The sequence below is a fragment of the Paenibacillus sp. S29 genome (assembly GCF_049319765.1).
Classification (GTDB): domain Bacteria; phylum Bacillota; class Bacilli; order Paenibacillales; family Paenibacillaceae; genus Paenibacillus; species Paenibacillus polymyxa_B.
The window spans coordinates 64,062-85,134 of record NZ_JBMOUI010000011.1; the positions used below are offsets into that span (position 1 = coordinate 64,062).

Genomic DNA, 21,073 nt, shown 5'->3' on the forward strand with positions numbered 1-21,073 from the left:
GAATTGTACAGAGCGGCAAGCGTCCGGTAAAATGAACAAAATCGAATGTGAGTATCATAAATGATCATACCAAGCAGGTGACGTATACATGGAAAGCAGTGATTTGAAAATTTTTCAGGCTGTCGCTCGCGAGGGCAGTATCACGAAGGCTGCGCAAGTTTTGAATTATGTACAGTCCAATGTGACCTCGCGGATTCAGCAGCTTGAGGCACAACTGAACGTACCGCTATTTCGTCGATCTAATCGGGGAATGACGTTAACGCCGGCAGGAGAGAACCTGCTGAAATACACGGATACCATACTGACCTTGCTCGACGAGGCTGTAAAGTCCACTCAATATTCAGACCATCCTGCGGGACCTTTGCGACTGGGATCGATTGAGACGGCGGCGGTTACGCATCTGACTTCTTTATTGACGGAGTATCACGCTCAATATCCTGATGTCCATCTATCGCTTATGACAGGCAGCACCCATGATCTCGTACAAAAGGTATTGAATTACGAATTAGATGGAGCGTTCGTCTATGGCCCCGTCGATGATCCGCATATAGAGCATGTTGCAGCTTTTGAAGAGGAATTGGTGCTCATCTCGGAACCAGGGAAAAAGGACATGGACGAGCTGCTTGCCAAGCCTATGCTGTTTTTCGACGTAGGGTGCACGCATCGTACAAGAGCGGAAAGCTTTCTGAGCGAAGCGGGTGTGGATGCATATCAGGTTATGGAGTTCGGAACGTTGGAAGTCATTTTGGGTGGCGTAGCCTCTGGTCTGGGGGTGTCCATGTTGCCACAATCGTCGATTGCAAAGGCAGAGGAGGCGGGAAGTATTGCTTCGCATCGTTTACCTGAAAAATATCGCAAATTAGAGGTGTGGTTTGTTTATCGGCGGGATTCGGTTTACTCCAGTGCACTGTCAGGCTTGCTCCGCTGGATGAAAAAGGATGTTATACTTAACTGGGATTAAATTGACATCAGGGGTGTATCATTTGGAAGAACCTAATTTATTGAAAAATCCATCTACAGTAGCTCCAGGAGAATTTGTGAAGAATGGCGGCTATCAGCGACGAGAACCGGATAAGATGGCAGTATTATCAGAAACATACGGTGCCTCTATTTTTTTCAGAAGATGGGCGGCTTGGATGATTGACTTCATTCTTATCGTTTTTGGGTACGGAGGGCTGGTATATTTTACAGCGGAAAAAGTAGCTGAAGCGGAAACCCCAAATATGGGTATGGTAGTGATGCTCCTCCTGATCGGCTCCTTCTGCTATTATCTGTTACTGGAAGGACTTACAGGCTATACGCTGGGCAAGTTTGTACTTCGTATTCAGGTTGTGAATGGAGAAGGAAGGCCGCCAGGCATGGTTAAATCCTTGATCCGCACTCTCATACATCTGGTGGATACGAATCCGCTGCTTTTCATGGGACTGCCCGCCGGTATATGTGTGCTGGTGACACCTCGGAAACAACGGATTGGAGATATGGCTGCGAATACATATGTGGTTAAGGTAAGGGATTTGGGAAAGGTGGGCAGAAAGAAAACCGGGATTATTGCAGGAGCAATCATCCTGACGACGATCATTTCAATTGTCTTTGCTGTATCTTTAATTTCTACGCTCATTACGCAAATCATGAAGCCTGAGGTATTTACCAGTAAGGATAGCCAGTTTGCGGTTACGGCTCCCTGGAATTGGTCACGAGATAATATGATTAATGAGGATGCGGACATCTCCATTAAAAATGAATTTACCGAAAGATATCTGATTGTATTGTCTGAACCGAAAAGCGATTTTGACAGCAGTATGACTCTTCAAGAATATAAAGGAATCATTGAGGATCATTTGGTGTCAGGAATTACGGACCCTGAATTGGGGACCGCTTCAGATATGGTGGTGAACGGATATCCTGCCATTGAGTTTACCCTAAAAGGAGAAATAGATGGGAATCTGGCCATGTATAACGTGACCACGATTGAAACACCTTCGCATTATCATCAAGTGCTTGCTTGGACCTACGCCTCGCGATACAGCAGGGCACAGCAAGAGCTGCGCAAGATTAGAGACAGTTTCCGCGAAATGAACATGCTGTGAAGTGAATATGTAGCAATAACAATGAATCGAAGTTATAAGGAAGTAAGTGGAACAAGCAGACAGCTTATAGGAGCGTCTGCTTGTTGTTTTATAAGCTTCCTTTAAAAAATGAACAATTAAAACGGAGTAGGCGGAATGGTGCTGTACAAGCGAAGCGGTCGCTTTCAAATCTTTCCGTAGGAAAGCTCGCTTCGGAAGCATCACCACCCCCGGATTTCCACCGATGAAGGGTTTTATTCCAGAAATCCGGGGGGTGGCGATGGGAAGCCCCATCCGACTGCGTGAGTGGCGCTATAGTAGATTTATATAGATAATTTGATCATACAATAGAATGTCTGATTATTCGCAATCCGGCCACTTTCGCCACCTTACCTTGTGGATGGGCTTTGAATTGAATCGTCACTTCATTCTTGTGGTTTGTCACAGATAGAGGGAGCTCATAGGCGAACGTTTCGAATTTATTCATTTCCTCGGACTCCAGCTTGCCTTCCCCTAAAATCTGACCATCCGCAGTAATGTCAAAGTCACTATGGGGACGGCTCAAGTCCTTCAAATAAGTGACCGCCAATTGGACAGGCTCATCCGGAAGCACCTCCATGACAAAAGAGAACCAGCCCCCTGGCCAGGTATCGCGATATTTGCGGTTATAGATGGACCCCAGACCTACATGCTCACCAGTAAAGGCATGATCCCGTTCAGGTTGCATTTCGGCAGGCTGCACAACGTCCACTGTAAGTCGTTCCAGCTCTAGCTGATACGCTAACGCGGTACGATATTCTGCCTCTGTTGCTACCCATTCCTCCTGGGAAAAGAGATCCCAATAGACGGTATATGAACGATCATACATCTGATAAAACGGATGAAGCTTCAAGTCTCCGATATAGCCTAAGTCGGTCATATGGAACGTATTAGGCTCGTTCCCGTCAGCAATCAGCTTCGTTGTCAGGGAATCGGCCGATCCGATCAGAACAGACGCAAGCAGACGTTCCTCGGTGGACTCCTGTTCAACAGGGCCAAGGTCTCCAGCCAGCACAAGCGGGCCGTACATAAAAGCAATTCGGCACGGATTATCAGGCATTTCCTCGACTCTCACGGTCATAGGAATATCGTACTCGATCGTATCCCCATCGTTCCATTCCCGTTCAATTACGACGTAGCTGGTAGGACAGGCCTCTGTGACGTACTCTTCCCCGTTGATTTTAATCATCATCCCTTGCTCCGCCCAATGCGGGCATCTTAGCTTGATCGCGAAGGATTTGGGCTCCTTGCTGATGACACGCAGCGTTCCCCGTCCATTTTGCGGAAAGAGAGTGTCTTGTTTGAGCTGTACGCCCATCTCGTTCCATGTCACGGTAGAAGGGACATATTGATTGACATAGATCGTTTCTGGCGTGTGAAAATAAATCGCAGTGCCGTACATGGAGTGACTTTCCATACCGGACCCGACACAGCATGTAAAATCCTCATATTGAGAATTAAAGGACTTGTGTCCTCCCATTTCCAGCGATACAAAATAGCACACACGTCCATCTACAGGCTGCTGTGAAGCCAGGATATGATTGAACATCGCTCGTTCATAGTAGTCGGCATAGGCTGCATAGGCATCCCACTCGAACATATGTCTTGTTAATTTCAGCATATTGTAGGTGTTGCAGGTTTCACAGGTACCTTCGCCCAAACGGTCATTCAGCTTCCCGGGTTCACCAAAATGTTCATTATAACTATTGCCGCCGATCACGTAGGAATGCTTGTGAACAACCCGATCCCAGAAAAAGCGAGACAGGTCCGCATATTGCGGTTTGCCCGTCATTTCAAATTGCCGTGCAGCGCCAATGATTTTGGGGATTTGCGTATTGGCATGTCGCCCTGCCAACGTATCTTGGCTATCCGTGAGATCATTGAGCACCTCTCCGTGATAAAAGCGTTCCGCCAGGCTCAGAAAGCGTTCTTCTCCCGAATGTTCCGCCAGATCCGTTAGCACCTCGTTCATACCGCCAAACTCACAGTGCAGCACCTGCTGCACCTGATCATCGTCCAGCCCTTGAAGTACATCCTCCAGCCAGTTGCCGAGTTTGATTTCTATAGACAGGGCCTTGGGATGATGCGCCAGCAGATGGGCATCACGCAAGCCCGCAAAAAGTTTGTGCATGGTATATAGTGGCACCCAACCGCCGTTCAAATCAAAGCCCTGGGAGCGGATATCTCCAGCTTTTACTTCCTCAAAAATCTCTTTTCCGCGTGGAATGCCGGAAATGTATCCGTTTCCATGACTGTTTTGGCATATTTCCAGTTCGTCGACTACATAGTTCACGCGTTCCAACAGTCTTTCGTCGCCTGTGGAGGCAAACATCAGCGCACAGCCGGACAGGTAGTGACCGAGTGTATGTCCGCTGATGCCACGCGCTTCCCAGCCTTCATAGTGAGCCGCTTTGGGCTTCAGTCCCGCATATTCACGAAAGCGCGATAATAAACGGTCGGGTTCCAAACTCAGCAGGTAGGCCGTATTCAGTTCCATCGCATGTAAAAGTGGGCCGGAATCAATTCTTACTTTATGCAAGTCAAAAGCTTTAGCTTTCAAAATCATCGCTCCTTAGCTAAGATGAAAGTGTATATTTCTCCACTACATTAGCATTGCAATCGCGGTATGTCAGTAGCTTAACCATACAATGGGTGGACAAATCCGAACCTGAATTTAAAGAGGCGATAACATGACCTATCTAAAAGTAAATGTAGATGCTCCGATCCAACTGATCTCGGCAGGCGAGTTTGTTAACGAGGTACCTTGGAAGCATATGAGTCGTTCCATTGAGAATTTTGAGCTGATCCTGGGTGTCCAAGAGACGGTATATATACGGGAGGAACAGGAAGATTTTGAAGTAGGCGAGGGAGATATTCTATTGCTGTACCCCGGTCGTACGCATAAAGGATACCGGGAATCGTTGCCGGGCGTGAAATTTTATTGGTTCCATTTCGATGTTCCCACGACCCCGAATGTATTATCTAATGAGGAAATGAAGCAGGAAACAAGTGCTTTGGATGGGCTTTTGCAGCGACATGGTGTGATGCGTGATATCTATTTACCGCAATGTGTACAGGCAGACAACGGAGATCGGATTCATATTATCGTCAATCAGATTTTGCATGTAGCCAACTCACATTATCTTACGTATCACAGCGCAAATTATTTGTTCACCTCGCTGCTGATCGAGATATCTGAACTGGCGCTCAGCCGCTTGCTTTCCAATCCTGTCAGTTCACAGGGAAATGTGAGTTTTAACAAAATTATTGAGTGGACCCGTATTCATGCTGAAGAACCGCTGACCGTGACGGATTTAGCACGAAAATTCAATTATAACAAGGATTATATCTCTCGTTTGTTCAAGCAAAACACAGGTATGCGTCCCTTGGAGTTCATTCACAGTATTCGTATCAACAAAGCCAAAGAGTTGATTTCCCGTACAGATATGAGCATTAAGCAGGTTGCCGAAGAGGCAGGCTATACCGATGAGAAGTATTTTATGCGTTTGTTCAAAAAGAGAGCCCATATGACTCCTTCCCAATACCGGAATGCCTATCACAAAACATTTATGAACAATGTATAGTGCATTTCCGCTTGGATCGTAAATGCAGAGCTGGATGTATCCACCATTCACTTGCAGCGAAGATCGATGATTTGACCGAGGACTGACCAACCTGTCACCAGAGAAATAGCTTGTCAGACTGTAATTTGGTAATCTGATATAAGAGATCAAATGAGAGCAAGCAATACATAATACTTCATGAAAAAGGGGCGAGCGAGATGCTACAACCACCATTAAAGGATGAACTGACTCGAATACTGGAAGGGCATTCACTGGATGAAGATTTAAAAGAAGAGATTCATCAGGAAGCTCAAGTTGCTATACAATTTCATGTGGAGCATGAGGAAAACTACGAGCACGTTGGAAATAGTCGGATCGCCGGCTATCCAGATCTGCCACCCACAATAGACTGGCCTTGTAATTCAGACGGGGAATATTATACATTTATTGCTCAAATTAATTTGGGCGAGCTACCTTTTTCACCATTTGAGGGATTGCCTCATCAGGGCATACTTTACTTTTTTCTTGGGCTGGATGAACCCGCCTATGATATTGACCATAAAATCTTTTACTATAACGGTGACAGCAGCGTTTTGCAGAAAACATTACCGCCCGCTGGGCGCGTAGAGGTGTTGGCGGAGCAACGGGGTTTCACCGCGTATGCAATTTCTTTTCATCCGATCCTGACGCTACCATCGGAGGGTGAGCTAGGAGATATTCTTGTAGATCAGTACGAAGAGCTTTATGAGCTTCTATATGAACATAGCGACACGGTGTGGGGGAAGCATCAATCTTTTGCCGGGAATACCCGGCGGGATGCTTATCTACGCCGAAACGGGCTGGAAGGTCTTCTGTTTAACTGGCATAAGAGTGAGAGTCAGATCCATAAGGAAGTCGAGCAAGCTATGCATAGGGGAAATACCGATTATGCGGAGCATTTACGGTCCGAAGTGCTGCCTCAGCTGCAAGAATATCAGACGAATCGGGAAAAGCACGATCAGGCTTCGGAAAATTGGCATGTTCTGCTCTCGGTATCTTCTTTGGACGAGGTCGGCATGTGCTGGTGGGACGCGGGGTATTTGGAGTTTTTTATAGATCAAAGGGACTTGAAGAACCTTGATTTCACGCGAACGTATGTCAATCTTGCTACGAGCTAGCCCGGTGCGGCAGACTCATGCTGATTTAGGGCAAATGATGGGGGTTAGAGCAGGGTGGTTTTTTGATTGATAAAAGCAGTGAATTGAGCATGTGGCACAGTAGGTTTGTTTTGCCCGAGTGTCGGGAATCGAACGATCAATAATAGGTGGTCCTATATAGGGCTGCCTTTTTTCGATGTAAATGAACGATTGTACTCCATTATTAGTCTTAATAGATGAGACCACAACAAGGGAGGTGCAACGTATATGACTGATCGAGAGCTGTTTGAACTATATAAGGAGCAGATATATTATTTTTGTTATTATCTAATGCAAAATCAAGCAGATGCAGAAGATGTTTGCCAGGAAGTGTTTGTCAAAGCACTTTTGGCCGACAGGTCCAAAGTACAAGATCTCAAATCATGGATTTTACGAATTGCTTCTAATGAGTGCAGCAATGTGCTTAGAAGGCGGAAAACTGGACTGATGAAGGAAATACGAACTTTTTTATTGTCACGCCCTCATTCATTTAATCCGGTGGAAGAGAGCTTATATCATCGAGAAACGAAGACAGAGCTACACAAGCTATATAACAAGCTTCCAGATAAAATTCGAATGGTCGTGGTCCTTCGTTATGTAAACGAATTGACTGTGCCGGAGATCTCTAGAGTTATAAATATACCCGAAGGAACAGCTAAATCTAGATTAAATCGGGGGCTTAAACTGCTAAAAAAAATGGTGATATCCCAAGTAAAGGAGATGAGTAGCAGTGAGTCGGTATTTTGAAAAAGAACAGAACATTCCTCAACCTGAATATGATGCAATGTGGGTAAATATAGAACAGGAAGCAACCAAACGAAAAGCAACTCTGCAACAGTCACAGGAAGCACCTATGCATAGAGCAAAAGTTGTTCCAGCGAGTATCGTATTCTCATGTTTTCTGCTCGTCGCCATCCCTGTATTCGCTAGTGTGACTATCAATTGGGATAGAATAGGCGGACGTAGTGTAACTAATGCACTAAATAATGGTATTGGCCAACGGTATGATCTAAAAGCATCCAGTGCAGGCATTACGATGAATTTGAATGGTGTTGTAACGGATGGCGAAAAAATGAAAATGCTTATCTCTCTGGATCCAGGAACCGATCCAACCAGTTATATTGGGTTTGCTATAGAGAAAACTACGGTAACTAGCAATTCTGATACCAAGGGACAAGCACACGGATATTTAAATTACGATCCTAAAAGCCAGAAACTCCTTGGCATTTATGAAACTATTGATACTTTAAAGGATCGTAAAAAAGATTACACACTTGAGGCACAGAATCTTATTTTTTATCGTAGTCAGGATATTCCTTTAAAGACGGATCATCAAGCCGGGGATACCCTCGTTACCGGGACCAAGCAGTATCCTAACATTTATATAGAATCCGTTCGACAAACCAACAACAAGACTGTTGTCCGCTTTAGAGTTGCTGCAGCTCCATCCGATTTAGGACGTGGGAACCCGCATTTGGTAATGAAAGTGGGCGACAAAGAGATAGACGCAATCCCAACCATTCTACCTAGCGACAGCTCAGACTTGCATATTGAGCAGGTATTCAACATGACTGCACAAGATTGGAAAAAGGCAAACCTTCATTTTTGTTACACTGAGGAAGCAAAAAGAATTGAAGGTACTTGGAAGTTCGAATTTGAAGCGGATGGAAAAAAAGCAAGTGAAGCGATTTATTCCAAGAAGCTGCATAGCAGCGCTGAATTCCAAGAAAATACGGGTACTACCTTAGACCAACTGATTGTTACCCCCTTGGATATTGAAATTCTAGTAACAGAGCGTGATTCACTTAAAAAAGGAATTGTTCATTATAAAACAGCTCAGCTGGTTATAGGTGATAAAAAAATTAACGGAGGGTGGAATATTAAAGGAGCTGGTCCTGAAAATTATCAACACTTATATCAATTTGAATCCCCAGAGTGGTATAAGGACTGGTCTGATGTTCCAATGAAACTTATATTGAAAGATGCTGTCATCGAGAAACGTGATACGTCTAAGAATTGGATCACTCTTCATAAACCTAAAGAAGAAAAACAGTTCGCTGAGCTTAATGCGGACGGTTATCAAATTGATTTCACATACTATACAGAGGGAAAAGATTTGATTGTCGAATCGAAATCCGGTTCCCCTGGCTTCAAAGGCGTCAACCAAACAACGATGCGAATTAACGGCAAAGAAGTAGTGCCTGAGATCATTGCGAAGGGTATGGTATCCACAGGAGTTAATGTTGACCGTTACAAAAACATTGAATTAGATGGAAAATTGGAACTAAATCCTGGCATCTACAAGTACAGCGATCCTGGACGTGATATTGAAGTTATATTGAAATAGATATGCCCATCGCTGCCTATTCTGCAGATACGTAAATACAAAAGCCCTTCCAGCTTTAGCTTTCCATGAGGGAAGCAGCGGAAGGGCTTTTGCTATATCTACTTGTCTAACAGTGAGCGTGCTTATTTATACCCGTTGCACGGTAAATTCGAATTCCAGCTTTTGATCGGCTGCAATTTGGTATTGTTCATGTACTGGAGCTCCCCAGCTGTCGTCGCCGCCTACACCCATTTGCTTTCCAGCTACAGTGACAACGGTGTAATACACGTTCGGCAGCTCATACAGATGGTAGGCACTTTCCAGCTCAAACGCTGTATACGGCGAAATATTGCATTCCACCGGTGCGGTAGCAGGTGCAGTAATGCGTATACCTCGCTGAGAATCGTCAGTAATATCGACACGGCGCACGCCTGTACGATTGCCGGATTCCTGTGGTACAACATACCCGGACACGTTATCCGCAGCTTCGTTACGGAATACGCCAAGTCTAGCGCCAAAGGCACGGTCGATGTAATTCTCTTCCGGTCCCATTGCATACCAGTCCAGATGGCGGTAGTCCGCTGGAACCTTGAACGAAAGGGCAAAGATCGGCAGGTTAGGCAATCCTGAGACGCCTTCATAAGTCGATTTTACGTTCAGGCTACCGTCGGCGAAGACGGTGTAGGCTACCGTTACCTGTACGTCTGCATGAATGCTCAGCGTGTAGCGGAATGTAACGGTTACACGGTCTGTCTGCTCTTCCGTGACCTCGATGCCCACACATTTACGTGTCAGACTTGCAGCGAACCAGCCACCGGCTTCAAAGCCTAGTGCGGTTCCCCGATCATTGTCTGTGGTCGCCCGCCAGAACAATGGGGCAGGAGGCATGGCGATCATCTCACGTCCGGCGTAGCGAAGTGAAGTCAGGCTGCCTGCTCCTTTGGAGAACATCATACTGAAATCTGCACCGTGAACACCAATGTTAACATCGCCATACACCACTCGTAAGGCACCGACCGTAGGGATCTTCAGTGGATTTGGATCTTCCACGATGAAAATATGTTGTCCGAAGGCCACTTCGTGTCCAGCCTCAGCCCAAAGCGTCGCTTCCTTCAAAACCAGAGCGGTGTGAATAACGTACTCACCAGGCTTTCCATCCGTATTAGGGAACGTTAGTGGAATATAGGCTTCGGTCTGAGCCGCTACATCTACATGAATGGCATTACGTGCGATTTCTTGGCCTTCATGCAGCAGGCTATATACTAACTCATAGTCGCCTGTTCCCTCGAACAGGTTTTCATTGCGCAGGGTTACACCGCTGCGATCCGGGGTGAGCTTCAGATTTTGATACAGGAATTTGACCTCCTGCATCTTCGGCGAAACCTTCCGGTCTGCATAGACAATTCCGTCCGTACAGAAGCCATAGTCTGTAGCACGGTCGTCAAAGTCGCCGCCGATTGCGAGGTACTCGCGTCCGTAGCGATCTTTTTTCATAACAGCCTGATCAATATAATCCCAAATAAAACCGCCCTGATACAGCTCGTATTTGTTCTCCAGCTCTGTATACTTGTGCATGCCGCCTACGGAATTACCCATCGCATGCATGTATTCGCAACTGATATACGGTTTTTGCGGATTGTCGTTCAAGTATTGCTCGATATCTGCGGGCTTGGCGTACATTCGGCTCTCCATATCGCTGGTATCATCGTACGTACGGTTGTGAAACACGCCTTCGTAGTGCACCAAACGGCTCGGGTCGGTGGACCGGAAATAGTTGGCGACATTGCGCAGCACTTCACCTGCATACGACTCATTGCCGCAGGACCAGATTAGAATGGACGCATGGTTTTTGTCCCGTTCCAGCATGGAAATGGCGCGATCCATGACGATATCCTGCCATTCAGGCAGATTAGCGGGAATATTCCACGAGGGCTCGACGGCACCGAGTTTTTGCCAGGAACCGTGTGTTTCCAAGTTCATTTCATCAATTACATAGACCCCGTACTCATCGCATAGCTCATACCACAGAGTCTGATTTGGATAATGAGAGGTGCGAACAGCGTTCATATTGTTCTGCTTGAGCGTCCGGATATCCCACAGCATATCTTCACGAGAAATCGCACGTCCGGTGCGAGCGTTAAATTCATGGCGGTTCACACCTTTAAAGACGATGCGTTTGCCGTTCAAATGCATGACCTTGTTGATCAGCTCAAATTTACGGAAGCCAATTTTTTGTGGAATGACTTCCACGAGCGATCCACTGGCATCATAAATTTGAATGAACAACGTGTACAAATAGGGTTTCTCGGCACTCCAACGCTGCACTTGCTCCAAGGTTGCTGACAGCGAAGCTGTGCCATCAGTAAAGTCAGCTTTTAAAGAAGCTACAACATGGCCGGCAGCATCTTTCACATCGACAGTTGCATAGGCCGTTGCCGGCTTTTCCAAGGTCAATTTCAGCTCCAGAAGGCCCTGCGTGTAGGAAGCATCCAGATCCGCCTTGGCATGCAGGTCACGAACGTGAACCGTAGGGATGGTATAGAGATATACGTCTCTGAAAATACCGGAAAAACGCCAAAAGTCCTGATCCTCCAGCCACGCTCCCGTACTTCTTTGATATACTTCAACCGCGAGCTTGTTTTCACCTGCTTGCAGGAACGGTGTCAGTTCGAAATCAGACGGTGTAAAGCTGTCCTCGCTGTAACCGACAAATTGTCCGTTCAGCCATACATAGAAAGCCGACTCAACGCCTTGGAAAGAAATGAACACAGGCTGCGCGTCGGAAGCCATATTTTCCGGCAAAACAAAGCTTTTGATATAGCTCCCGACTGGGTTGTGATCCTCCGGAATATGGGGTGGGCGAACGTCCGAATGTCCGTCCCACGGATACATCGTATTCACGTACTGCATTTGGCCAAAGCCTTGCGTCTGAATGTGACCCGGTACCTGAATATCGCTCCAGCCGCCATACTCAAAGCCGGGCGCATAGAATTCTACCGGACGGCTGGCTGGATTCGTTGCATAGTTAAACTTCCAGCTCCCATTCAGGCTATGACGCCAAGCCATATCAGCTTGCTGCTCCGCTTCCTGAAGCGTAGCGTAATATTTGTGATCGGAATAGGCGGGCAGCCGATGCACAGCAAATTTGGTTACGTCGGTCAGCCAGTCCAGACTAGGGGTATGGATGGTCAAGGCGAACACTCCTTATTTTTAAAATGAAATGAAGATTGTACACAGAAGTCTGTTATTTAACCGAACCCACCATGCCCGCTACAAAGTGTTTCTGCATCAGGAAGAATACCAGTGCAGTCGGCAGTGTGGACAGAACAATGGCGATCATGATGACACCGTAATCCGGTGCATAGCTGGAGCCAAGGTTCGAGATCAACAGCGGAATCGTTTGATTCTCCGGCGTTTGCAGCACAATCAGAGGCCAGAGGTAGTTGTTCCAGCTGGACATGAATGTGATGATCGCGGCAGCGGCATAGGTTGTTTTCATCGTAGGCATATACACCCGGAAGAACAGACCCAGCTCGGATAATCCATCCATACGACCTGCTTCCAGTAGATCCTTTGGAAACATCTTGGTGCTTTGGCGGAAAAAGAAGATCAGGAACGCCGTAGTTACGGTCGGAATGACGACGGAAGAGAGTGTATCAATACCGATCCATGGTATGACATTAGAAATACTGCCGAACATCCGGTAGAGCGGGATCATGATCGCCGCAAACGGAATCATCATAGACATCAGCAGGATATTGAAGACAACGTCTTTTGCTTTACTTCTGTAAATTTCAAAGCCATAACCGGCCAGTGATGCGATCAGCATAGCCAGCAGCGTAGTTGAGATAGAGACTTTTGCAGAGTTACTTAGTGCGGTAACGATGTCTACTTTTTCGAGCAGATTGTGCATGTTATCCATCAGATGGGAGCCAGGCAGAAGCTTGCCTTTGGTCACATCGACTGACAGGTTCGTGGAGCTGGATAGCATCCAGAGGAACGGGAAAATCGAAACGAACGACACAATGATCAGAAAGGCGTACGTAAATGCTCTTTTTGTTTTCATCATTTTTTCTCACCTGCCACTTTGAACTGGATAATCGACAAGATAATGATCATAATGACGATGGAATAAGATACGGTCGCCGCATAACCAAAGTCGGATGAATATTTGAAGGACAAATTGTAAATATATTGCGAAATTGAAGATGTCGCGTTCCCTGGCCCACCCTTGGTAATATTCATAATTTCATCGAAGAGTTGGAGTGTACCAATCGTTGATGTAATCGAAGTGAACAGGATAATCGGCTTAAGCAGTGGAACCGTAATGCTGAAAAACTGTCGGATCGGAGAAGCTCCGTCAATACGGGCCGCTTCGTAGATGGAATTGTCAATGTTCTGAAGACCGGACAGGTAAAAGATCATATTATAACCAGTCCAGCGCCATGTGATCGCGATAATAATCGTAACCTTGGCCCAGAAAGGATCTGTAATCCATTGGATGGGCGTGCCAATCACGTGCAGATTCAGCAATAAGGAGTTTACCAGACCGTCGGACGAGAACAGGTACTTGAAGACAACCGAGTATGCTACAAGGGATGTGATACACGGCAAGAAGATAGCTGTGCGGAAAAAGCCCTTGAATTTCAGGTTTTTATCATTCAACAATACCGAAATGAACAGAGCCAGAATGACCATCAAAGGTACTTGGAAAATCAAATAGATAAACGTATTCTTCACGGCGGTTATAAACATTTTATCGGTGAACAATCGCTTGTAGTTATCAATGCCATTAAAGCTCAGATTAGACCCTGTACCTGTCTTAAAGGACAAGATAAGCGCCTGAATCATCGGATAGAAATAAAAAGCGGCAATCATGATCACTGCGATGGATATGAACAACCATCCTGTCATACCTGCTTTGAGACGTGTTGTAGTTATTTTGGGCGCGGCTGTCTTCATACCATGTCAACTCCCTGTGCAGCAATAAAACCTTGAACTCGCAAGCCCAAGGTTTTAAGTGCTTATCGTTTTATTGTTTAGCCTTGGCTAGATGGACTGTCTTATTTAAGCTGTGCTTCCGCCTGTCCTTGAGCATCTTTCAGAACTGCGTCTACATCTTTTCCGTTCAGATAGTTTTGAATTTCAACGGTCATGATATCCTCAATGGCATACGTGTGCAGGCCATAATTGACTTTTGGAACTTGTTTAGTCCATTCTGCAAATTTCTTGTATACTTTGTCGCCACCGAAGTACGGATCTTCTACGTCATAAGCTTTACCACTGGAAGCTGCGTTCAATGAACCAACAATTCCAATTTTGCTCAGCATATCTTGATACAGCTCTGGATCTGTTCCGAATGTCTCTTTCAGGAAATCAGCAGCGGTATCTTGACCGTCCGAGTTAAGAACATACCAGGAGCTGCCGCCGAGGCTGGAAGCATTCACGGATTCAGGTATATTTTTCAGCTTAGGGAAAGGAACAACGGCCCATTTACCCGATTGCGAAGCTTCTGCTTTGATCGAAGGTGTAATCCAGTTACCTGTAGGTACGGAAGCAACTGCACCGCTGTTGAATGCGGCCAGGAACTGACTCCAGTCGGCATTCATTTTAACAATGTTAGCGTCGAACAAGGATTTGTACGTCAAGAGCGCTTCTTTCATAGCTGGATTACCAGCCAGGTTTGGTGTTTTACCGTCTTCTTTCAGGTACCATGAACCTGCGGTTTGGATCATACCACGGATCAGACCGAGGTCATTCGGATCTTGAGTCAGCATTTCTTTGCCTGTTTTTTGTTTTACGGCTTTACCAATTTCAATAAATTTGTCCCAATCAATATTGGTCAGGTCTGCTACTTTGTAGCCGGCTTGTTCCAAATAATCCGTTCTTACATACAGTCCCATAACACCGGAGTCGAAAGGAACACCGTATTGCTTGCCGTTGTAGCTAGTCGGTCCGATTTTATAATCAGCGAAGTCGGATGCTTTGATCGTGCTGCTCATATCATGGAAAGAATCGGGATAGGCTTGCAGGAAGTTCTGTGCGCGATAATCCTCGATCAGAACCACGTTCGGCAGTCCTTTGGTAGAACCAGAGTTAAGACCAGCATTCATTTTTTGTACGATATCGTTTTGAGCATATTCAACAATGTTTACGGTTACATCTGGATGTTTGGCAACGTAGCGATCTTTTGCCAGCTTCAGGGCTGCGATATTAAAGTTCGGGTCCCAAGCCCAGACGGTGATTTCTTTTTTGCCTGAATCTGTGGTAGTAGCTGCTTTCTCGGAATTGCTGGAGCACGCGGATAGCAAGATCAAGCTTGCAATCAGCAGAAGGAAAGTCATTTTTTTCATTTTGTTCAACCCCTACTCTTTTTTATATGTTGCTTGCTAGTTCTAAATCTCTTAAATGAAAGCGGTTACCTTATTTATAAATCTAGTGTACCATCCATACTTTGTCGGCGTTAGGAATATCTTTATACGGATTGGTGTTATTATTATGATTTATCAAAAAAGGCACCGCTTACATTTGTATTTTGTTTTGGTTTAGGTACTTTTTTTAGGTTGAACTAAAGTTGTTCACGAAGCGCCACTGCGCGGCCGGATGGTGCTTCCCATCGCTGTTGTATCCAGATTTCTTTATTCAAATTATATAAGGTTGAAATCTGGATACAAAGGCGACCGCTACGCTTGTACAGCACCATTCCGCCCACTCCGTTCTTGTTCCACCTTCTTTGTTTAGTTCAGCCTATATTTTTTATGGGGTAGGAGGGGCGGGTTTTACGATCAATGGCAGGGTCATTCTGACTTTGGTGCCCTCGCCTTTTTTACTGGAGATGGTCACGCCGTATTCTTCTCCATATAAAAGGGTAATGCGGTTGTGCACATTCTGGATGCCGATGCCTGTGAACAGTTGGCGCTTGCTCTTGGGATTCGGCAGTCCGTCCTGCGCCGTATGCCCGTCCAATTCCATACCGTCTCCATCATCGACCACCTCACAGATCAATGTATCCTCCGTTTTGGACACCAATATATAGATGTGGCCTGCATTTTTTTCATTAAACGCATGGAAAAATGAGTTTTCGATAAAAGGCTGAATGATGAGCTTGGGCACATGGTACTCCAGACAATCGGGTGATACAAAATAATTCACTTGTACCCGCTGCCCGTAGCGTACATGGTTAATGAACACATAATTTTGCATGTTGGCCATTTCCTGCTCGATGGTGATCGTTTCACTTACATTGCTGATTGTATTTTGCAGTAAGGAAATGAGTGCATTGATCGTCTCGGCAGCTGTTTCCTTGTTTCCTTTGAGCACCAGCATTTTGATCGAAGCCAGAGTATTGTACAGAAAATGCGGATTGATCTGCCGTTGTAGTGCAGCAAGCTCTGCGTTCCGTTGACCCTTTTGCGTCTCTAAAAGCTTACGGATATAGTCATTTAGTTCATCCAGCATGTAGTTGTAAGCATGACTTAATTGTCTAACCTCATAGCTGCCCGTTACCGGGATATAATTATCAAAATTCTTCTCGCGTATGGTCGACATTTGCTTCACCAGTCGAGTCAGCGAACGAATCAGTCGACGGGATATCAGAAAAACGATCACCAAAGCAATCAGTACGATGGCAATGCAGATCCATACAACGGATTTAACGTCAATAATTTGCCCAATGGCGGCTTGTCTGTCAATCATGTTCACCAGATAAAAATCAAATGAAGGGATATAGTTGGAAAGGAGGATACTCTCCTTATTCATCACATCCGCATTAATGTAGTTAAGTCCCTGTTCATTGATTTTTGTGGCATAGCCTAGCAGCTCACTGGAGCGTTGTCCGATCAGATCCTGGCGATTGCTCGATACAATCAGTCCCGACTTGTCCAAAATAAGCACATCATTGCCGTTGCTCGTGAAATTGTTGTAGAAACGGCGGAATTCAGGCTCTCGGATAGCGATGTAGATCATGCCGTACAGGGTGCCGCTGGTCCGCTCCATAAATGGTTTGGAGGCGATGATATAGGGTGTTGGCTTTTGCGGGGTACTATTCATTTGTTGCTGCAACAATTCAGTATCCAATTGATACATAAGCTGTGCCGGTCGTGCTACACTTCGGGCTGTAATAGCACTGCTTTTAAGCTCTTCCGCAGTTACAGGCCAATAGGACGAGTCGGAGTAAAAGCTCCGGCCATTCAGACCTGTTACAGCGACACCGACATCATAGGCATCGACGTTCGATTTAATTTGCTTCATTTGCTGTGCCATTCCGAAGTAAATCCTCGCCGAGTTAATTGAGTCAGATTGACCGCCAGTCAGATAGTTCTTGACCGTTCCATTTTCCGAAGCATGGGTTACGGCATTCACGATAGAATCATTGAAGGATTCAAAGCTGGATTGAATCTGGCTGAGTACCTTGGCATTTGTAATACTGAATGTCTCAGCAAAAAGTCGTTCAGACATCCGAATCGTCACCAAAGAGGTCAGCAAGGACACCGCAGTGATGCTGACCACCATAACAATAAAGATTTTGAAGAACAGACCTTGATATTTGATCTTATGGATATATCTTTTCATATTCAATCTCTTTTCTACTGGCAGATGTGGCTTACTCTCTAATAGAGATGCTCCCGGCGGTACTGACTGGGCGAGTAACCCTTCACTTTTTTGAACACTTTGGTAAAATAGCTGGGGTCCGAATAGCCTACCGTGCTGCTAATATCCGAAATGGACATCGTCCCCGACCGTAGTAACTCCGCGGCTTTTTCAACCCTAATTTTGTTGAGATACTCGCTAAAACCTTCTGTATGGTGTGCCGTAAAATAACTGGACAAGTAGGAAGGGTTAAAGTGAAAATATTGCCCAAGTGTCGTCAAATTGAGCGTTTCAGCATGATGCTCCTCAATATACTCCAGCAGTTTTTTCATGCTTGCACTACTTCCTTGCTGTGTTTTAGCCATGATCTGTCTGTTCGCTTCCTCCAAAAAAGTCTCCAGAAGGCGCACGGCTTCATGTACATGAGGGGCATCATTAATTGTTTTGAAATAGGAATATTTCGCCGCATCCAGCTCCTTCATATCATACCCCTGATTCCCGAGCAAAATCGTAATGTTGAACACGATATTTCCGAGAAGCGATTTGAATTCAAAAGCGGTAGAGGTATAGTTACCGGACATGGCAGCTACATAGGATCTCAAATCCTGAAAAGCTGTATCAAAATGCTCACGCTTCATCTCTTCTGTAAACTGTTTTAAGTTGAACGAGCTGTTCACCTGTACAGGCGGAGGGAGTTCATCTTCTATTAGCAGCGCTGTTCCTGGAAAATAAAAGCGGTAACTCAGCAGTTTTGGCAGTTCATTCTGATAGACGTCACTAATCTGATTGAAGTCATCAAATAAATGGCTAACTGACCAGCCTGTCTGTGGATCGACCCGCTTTGTCTCCTGAGCAACTTCCCTAACCGCAGCCATCCAGGCGTCTACTTCCCGTGGATCAAGATTGGCTAAAAACATAGCCGCATAGACATCAGATGGCAGTTGTCGCAGTACGATGTACTCACAGGCAGAGGATACTCGATCCGTAAGCTTGGAAAATAGGTCCGAGGCAGAGATGGAGCGCCCTTTATCCTGCTGTGCCAGCTGTTCTATACCTATGAGCGCAAAACGGGCATAAGGAAATGCTTGCTTCAGCAGCTCGGCGTCATAGTCCATGCTATACCCGGAGATCAGCTTTTCGATCACATGATCTATCGTAATTTGACTATTCCCGGCATCTGCTTGATATTGAATGGATGGAATTTTGCGAGCGGTTCTCTGGAGCACTTGGAGCAGCTCATCCGTGTCTAGCTTAGGCTTTAAAATATAGTCAGCAACCCCTTGCTGAAAGGTGGATCGCACGTAATTAAACTCGCCGTAACTGCTAAGTACAATGACTTCGATATCTGGATAGTTCTGTCTGACTATGCGCGTCAGCTCCTCGCCATCCATGATCGGCATTACGATATCTGTAATGACTATATGAGGGCGCAAGGTTTCAATTAGCTCCAATGCTTCTTTCCCGTTAGAAGCTTCACCTACAATTCGAAATCCATACTGTTCCCACGACAAGTGGTGTTTGATCCCTTGCCGTACCAATATCTCATCATCGACAATCAAAATGTTGCATAGCTCATTCATGGCAGCACTCTCCGTAATTATACCTATTCGAGGATTTTGCAAAAATCCTGATTCAAAAAAGACCTCCATCACGTGGACGTCATATCATCTGAGGCACATATTTGACAACGCTTCCAACTTAGCTTAAATCTAAAGCATTTAATCTTTACATGCTAACATAAACCACACGGGGATTCCAAAAAAATTTAGTCCAAATGGCATATAAAACAACAAAAAAGGCGGCCGAGAAAATCTCGACAGCCTAAATAACCGGGATTACCTTATACAGTACCCCATGTCCGATCTCCTGCTAAATATTTCTCAGTCAAAATAGACAGCAGTTGAATACCAACCTCATTGTGTCCTCCCTCAGGAAGGATCAGGTCAGCGTATTTCTTGGAAGGCTCAATAAATGCCTCATGCATCGGCTTAACCGTAGTCAAATAGTGATCGTGGATCGAATGGATGGTGCGGCCGCGTTCCTCAATATCGCGAAGAACCCGACGGAGAATGCGCACATCAGGGTCAGTATCCACAAATACTTTGATGTCAAGCAAGCTGCGGAGCTTTTCGTCTGACAGTACGTGCAGACCTTCCAACATAACGATGTGATTTGGCAGAAGCTCTACCGTCTCGTCCGTGGAGCGTGCATGAACCGTAAAGTCATACACTGGCGCTTGTGTCGCTTGTCCTTTTTTCAGACATTGGAGATGCTCAATAAGCAATTCGTTGTCAAAGGCAAACGGATGATCATAATTGACCAAAGCACGTTCATCATAACTCAGATGTGAATGGTCTTTATAATAGTTATCCTGAGATATGAAAGTCACTTTATTAGATCCCAGACGCTCAACGACGGCGCGTGCTACCGTCGATTTACCGGAACCTGTACCGCCGGCAATACCAATAATAAGCATGGCGTTTCACTTACCCTTCCCTAAATGTATCCCGATACAACTCAAGTATTGTAGCACAATGCACACTTTTTTTCATCACTGTTGAACTTTGTATTTCTTCCATTTCCGTATCTTGGCTCTGAATGTTTTAAACGGTGCCACCGAGTTGATGTGAATCCATCTTGCCATGGGCCATTTCGGATTAGTCCCTGTCCAGTCGTGAACGCCCTGAGTGAAGAGCTCTTCATGACTAAGTGTGTCGATCCAATCCAGCCACTTTTGCTCAGCCAACTTGAACATATCGCGTAATTCACGTAAAGATTGGTGGGAGTAGGTCTTGTAAAATGATTGATATAGTTCGCCTAGTCTATTCCACTTATAATTGGGGGCGGGCATGATCACGGTTTTTCCTTCCCGTTCGTCCCTGTCCCATGTCATGACAAGATGAAGCCATCCGAGCTGGTAGGCGATCATTTCTGCGGGTGTTTTATCTACTTCAGGGATACGAATATCCTTTTGGCTCTCGTCGATCTCCTGGAACTCACCGTCAAATCGTAAGTAGGAGGCATGAATGGCTTCCTTTAATTCTGATTTGGAGGCGTATTCGTAACTGGACATCTCATCGCTCCTTTAAATGATATGGATGATACTCACCCTTTATATGTACCATTCCCAATATGACAACCGTATGTCTTATTCAAAAATAAAAAAATATCGTTTTTTGTGATTTTATGAAATAGCATTTAGCGTGTTCATGAAACAGGATGCAAAATTAATAGAGAAATTAAGACAAAAGATAAGTAATTAGACATATTTTAATATTTATTTAAGTGTCTATAATTATTGGAGTATAGCGCTTA

At 45.4% G+C, this 21,073-nt stretch carries 16 protein-coding genes; 6 read left to right on the forward strand and 10 right to left on the reverse strand.

The genetic code is table 11. The annotated features are described in order from the left end of the window. The first annotated feature begins 88 nt into the window (after positions 1-88). Complete coding sequence (locus ACL9RM_RS18450; RefSeq protein ID WP_250267183.1) at positions 89-961, forward strand: LysR family transcriptional regulator; 873 nt, start codon at positions 89-91, stop codon at positions 959-961. Further along, positions 939-2,087, forward strand: coding sequence for an RDD family protein (locus ACL9RM_RS18455; protein ID WP_250267184.1), 1,149 nt, complete (start codon positions 939-941; stop codon positions 2,085-2,087). Before ACL9RM_RS18450 ends, ACL9RM_RS18455 begins: the two co-directional genes overlap by 23 nt. A gap of 319 nt (positions 2,088-2,406) precedes the next feature. Here ACL9RM_RS18455 and ACL9RM_RS18460 read toward each other — a convergent pair whose 3' ends face one another. Then, positions 2,407-4,665 (reverse strand): glycoside hydrolase family 127 protein, encoded by a 2,259-nt coding sequence (locus ACL9RM_RS18460; RefSeq protein ID WP_250267185.1) that lies wholly within the window; start codon positions 4,663-4,665, stop codon positions 2,407-2,409. A 130-nt stretch (positions 4,666-4,795) separates the two neighbouring features. Here ACL9RM_RS18460 and ACL9RM_RS18465 point away from each other — a divergent pair, with 130 nt between their 5' ends. The 4 genes from ACL9RM_RS18465 (at position 4,796) to ACL9RM_RS18480 (ending at position 9,190) form a co-directional block, all read left to right on the forward strand. After that, positions 4,796-5,689 (forward strand): AraC family transcriptional regulator, encoded by an 894-nt coding sequence (locus tag ACL9RM_RS18465; RefSeq protein ID WP_250267186.1) that lies wholly within the window; start codon positions 4,796-4,798, stop codon positions 5,687-5,689. A 197-nt stretch (positions 5,690-5,886) separates the two neighbouring features. After that, on the forward strand, positions 5,887-6,825 hold the full coding sequence (locus ACL9RM_RS18470) for a YwqG family protein (RefSeq protein ID WP_250267187.1): 939 nt from the start codon (positions 5,887-5,889) through the stop codon (positions 6,823-6,825). A 246-nt stretch (positions 6,826-7,071) separates the two neighbouring features. Further along, on the forward strand, positions 7,072-7,590 hold the full coding sequence (locus ACL9RM_RS18475) for an RNA polymerase sigma factor (RefSeq protein ID WP_250267188.1): 519 nt from the start codon (positions 7,072-7,074) through the stop codon (positions 7,588-7,590). Continuing rightward, complete coding sequence (locus ACL9RM_RS18480; RefSeq protein WP_250267189.1) at positions 7,574-9,190, forward strand: DUF4179 domain-containing protein; 1,617 nt, start codon at positions 7,574-7,576, stop codon at positions 9,188-9,190. Before ACL9RM_RS18475 ends, ACL9RM_RS18480 begins: the two co-directional genes overlap by 17 nt. A gap of 126 nt (positions 9,191-9,316) precedes the next feature. Here ACL9RM_RS18480 and ACL9RM_RS18485 read toward each other — a convergent pair whose 3' ends face one another. The 9 genes from ACL9RM_RS18485 to ACL9RM_RS18525 form a co-directional block, all read right to left on the reverse strand. Then, positions 9,317-12,361 carry a glycoside hydrolase family 2 TIM barrel-domain containing protein gene (locus ACL9RM_RS18485; protein ID WP_250267190.1) on the reverse strand — a complete coding sequence of 1,015 codons (3,045 nt, stop codon included), beginning with the start codon at positions 12,359-12,361 and terminating at the stop codon, positions 9,317-9,319. A 52-nt stretch (positions 12,362-12,413) separates the two neighbouring features. Continuing rightward, positions 12,414-13,238, reverse strand: a complete 825-nt coding sequence (locus ACL9RM_RS18490; protein WP_025722097.1) for a carbohydrate ABC transporter permease — start codon at positions 13,236-13,238, stop codon at positions 12,414-12,416. Beyond that, a complete protein-coding gene (locus ACL9RM_RS18495; RefSeq protein ID WP_069081021.1) occupies positions 13,235-14,131 on the reverse strand; it encodes a carbohydrate ABC transporter permease in 897 nt (298 codons plus the stop codon). The genes ACL9RM_RS18490 and ACL9RM_RS18495 overlap by 4 nt, the downstream gene beginning before the upstream one ends. 101 nt (positions 14,132-14,232) lie before the next feature. Beyond that, positions 14,233-15,522 (reverse strand): ABC transporter substrate-binding protein, encoded by a 1,290-nt coding sequence (locus ACL9RM_RS18500; RefSeq protein WP_250267191.1) that lies wholly within the window; start codon positions 15,520-15,522, stop codon positions 14,233-14,235. Positions 15,523-15,737: 215 nt separating this feature from the next. Then, on the reverse strand, positions 15,738-15,881 hold the full coding sequence (locus ACL9RM_RS18505) for a hypothetical protein (protein WP_235306938.1): 144 nt from the start codon (positions 15,879-15,881) through the stop codon (positions 15,738-15,740). A gap of 44 nt (positions 15,882-15,925) precedes the next feature. Then, the gene (locus tag ACL9RM_RS18510) at positions 15,926-17,740 is read right to left on the reverse strand and encodes a cache domain-containing sensor histidine kinase (protein WP_250267192.1); all 1,815 of its coding nucleotides are present in this window, start codon (positions 17,738-17,740) and stop codon (positions 15,926-15,928) included. A 38-nt stretch (positions 17,741-17,778) separates the two neighbouring features. Beyond that, positions 17,779-19,338, reverse strand: a complete 1,560-nt coding sequence (locus ACL9RM_RS18515) for a response regulator transcription factor (protein ID WP_250267193.1) — start codon at positions 19,336-19,338, stop codon at positions 17,779-17,781. Positions 19,339-19,598: 260 nt separating this feature from the next. Beyond that, positions 19,599-20,234 carry a uridine kinase gene (udk, locus tag ACL9RM_RS18520; RefSeq protein ID WP_013308305.1) on the reverse strand — a complete coding sequence of 212 codons (636 nt, stop codon included), beginning with the start codon at positions 20,232-20,234 and terminating at the stop codon, positions 19,599-19,601. 75 nt (positions 20,235-20,309) lie between these two features. Then, positions 20,310-20,831, reverse strand: a complete 522-nt coding sequence (locus ACL9RM_RS18525; RefSeq protein WP_250267194.1) for a ClbS/DfsB family four-helix bundle protein — start codon at positions 20,829-20,831, stop codon at positions 20,310-20,312. Positions 20,832-21,073 lie beyond the last annotated feature (242 nt).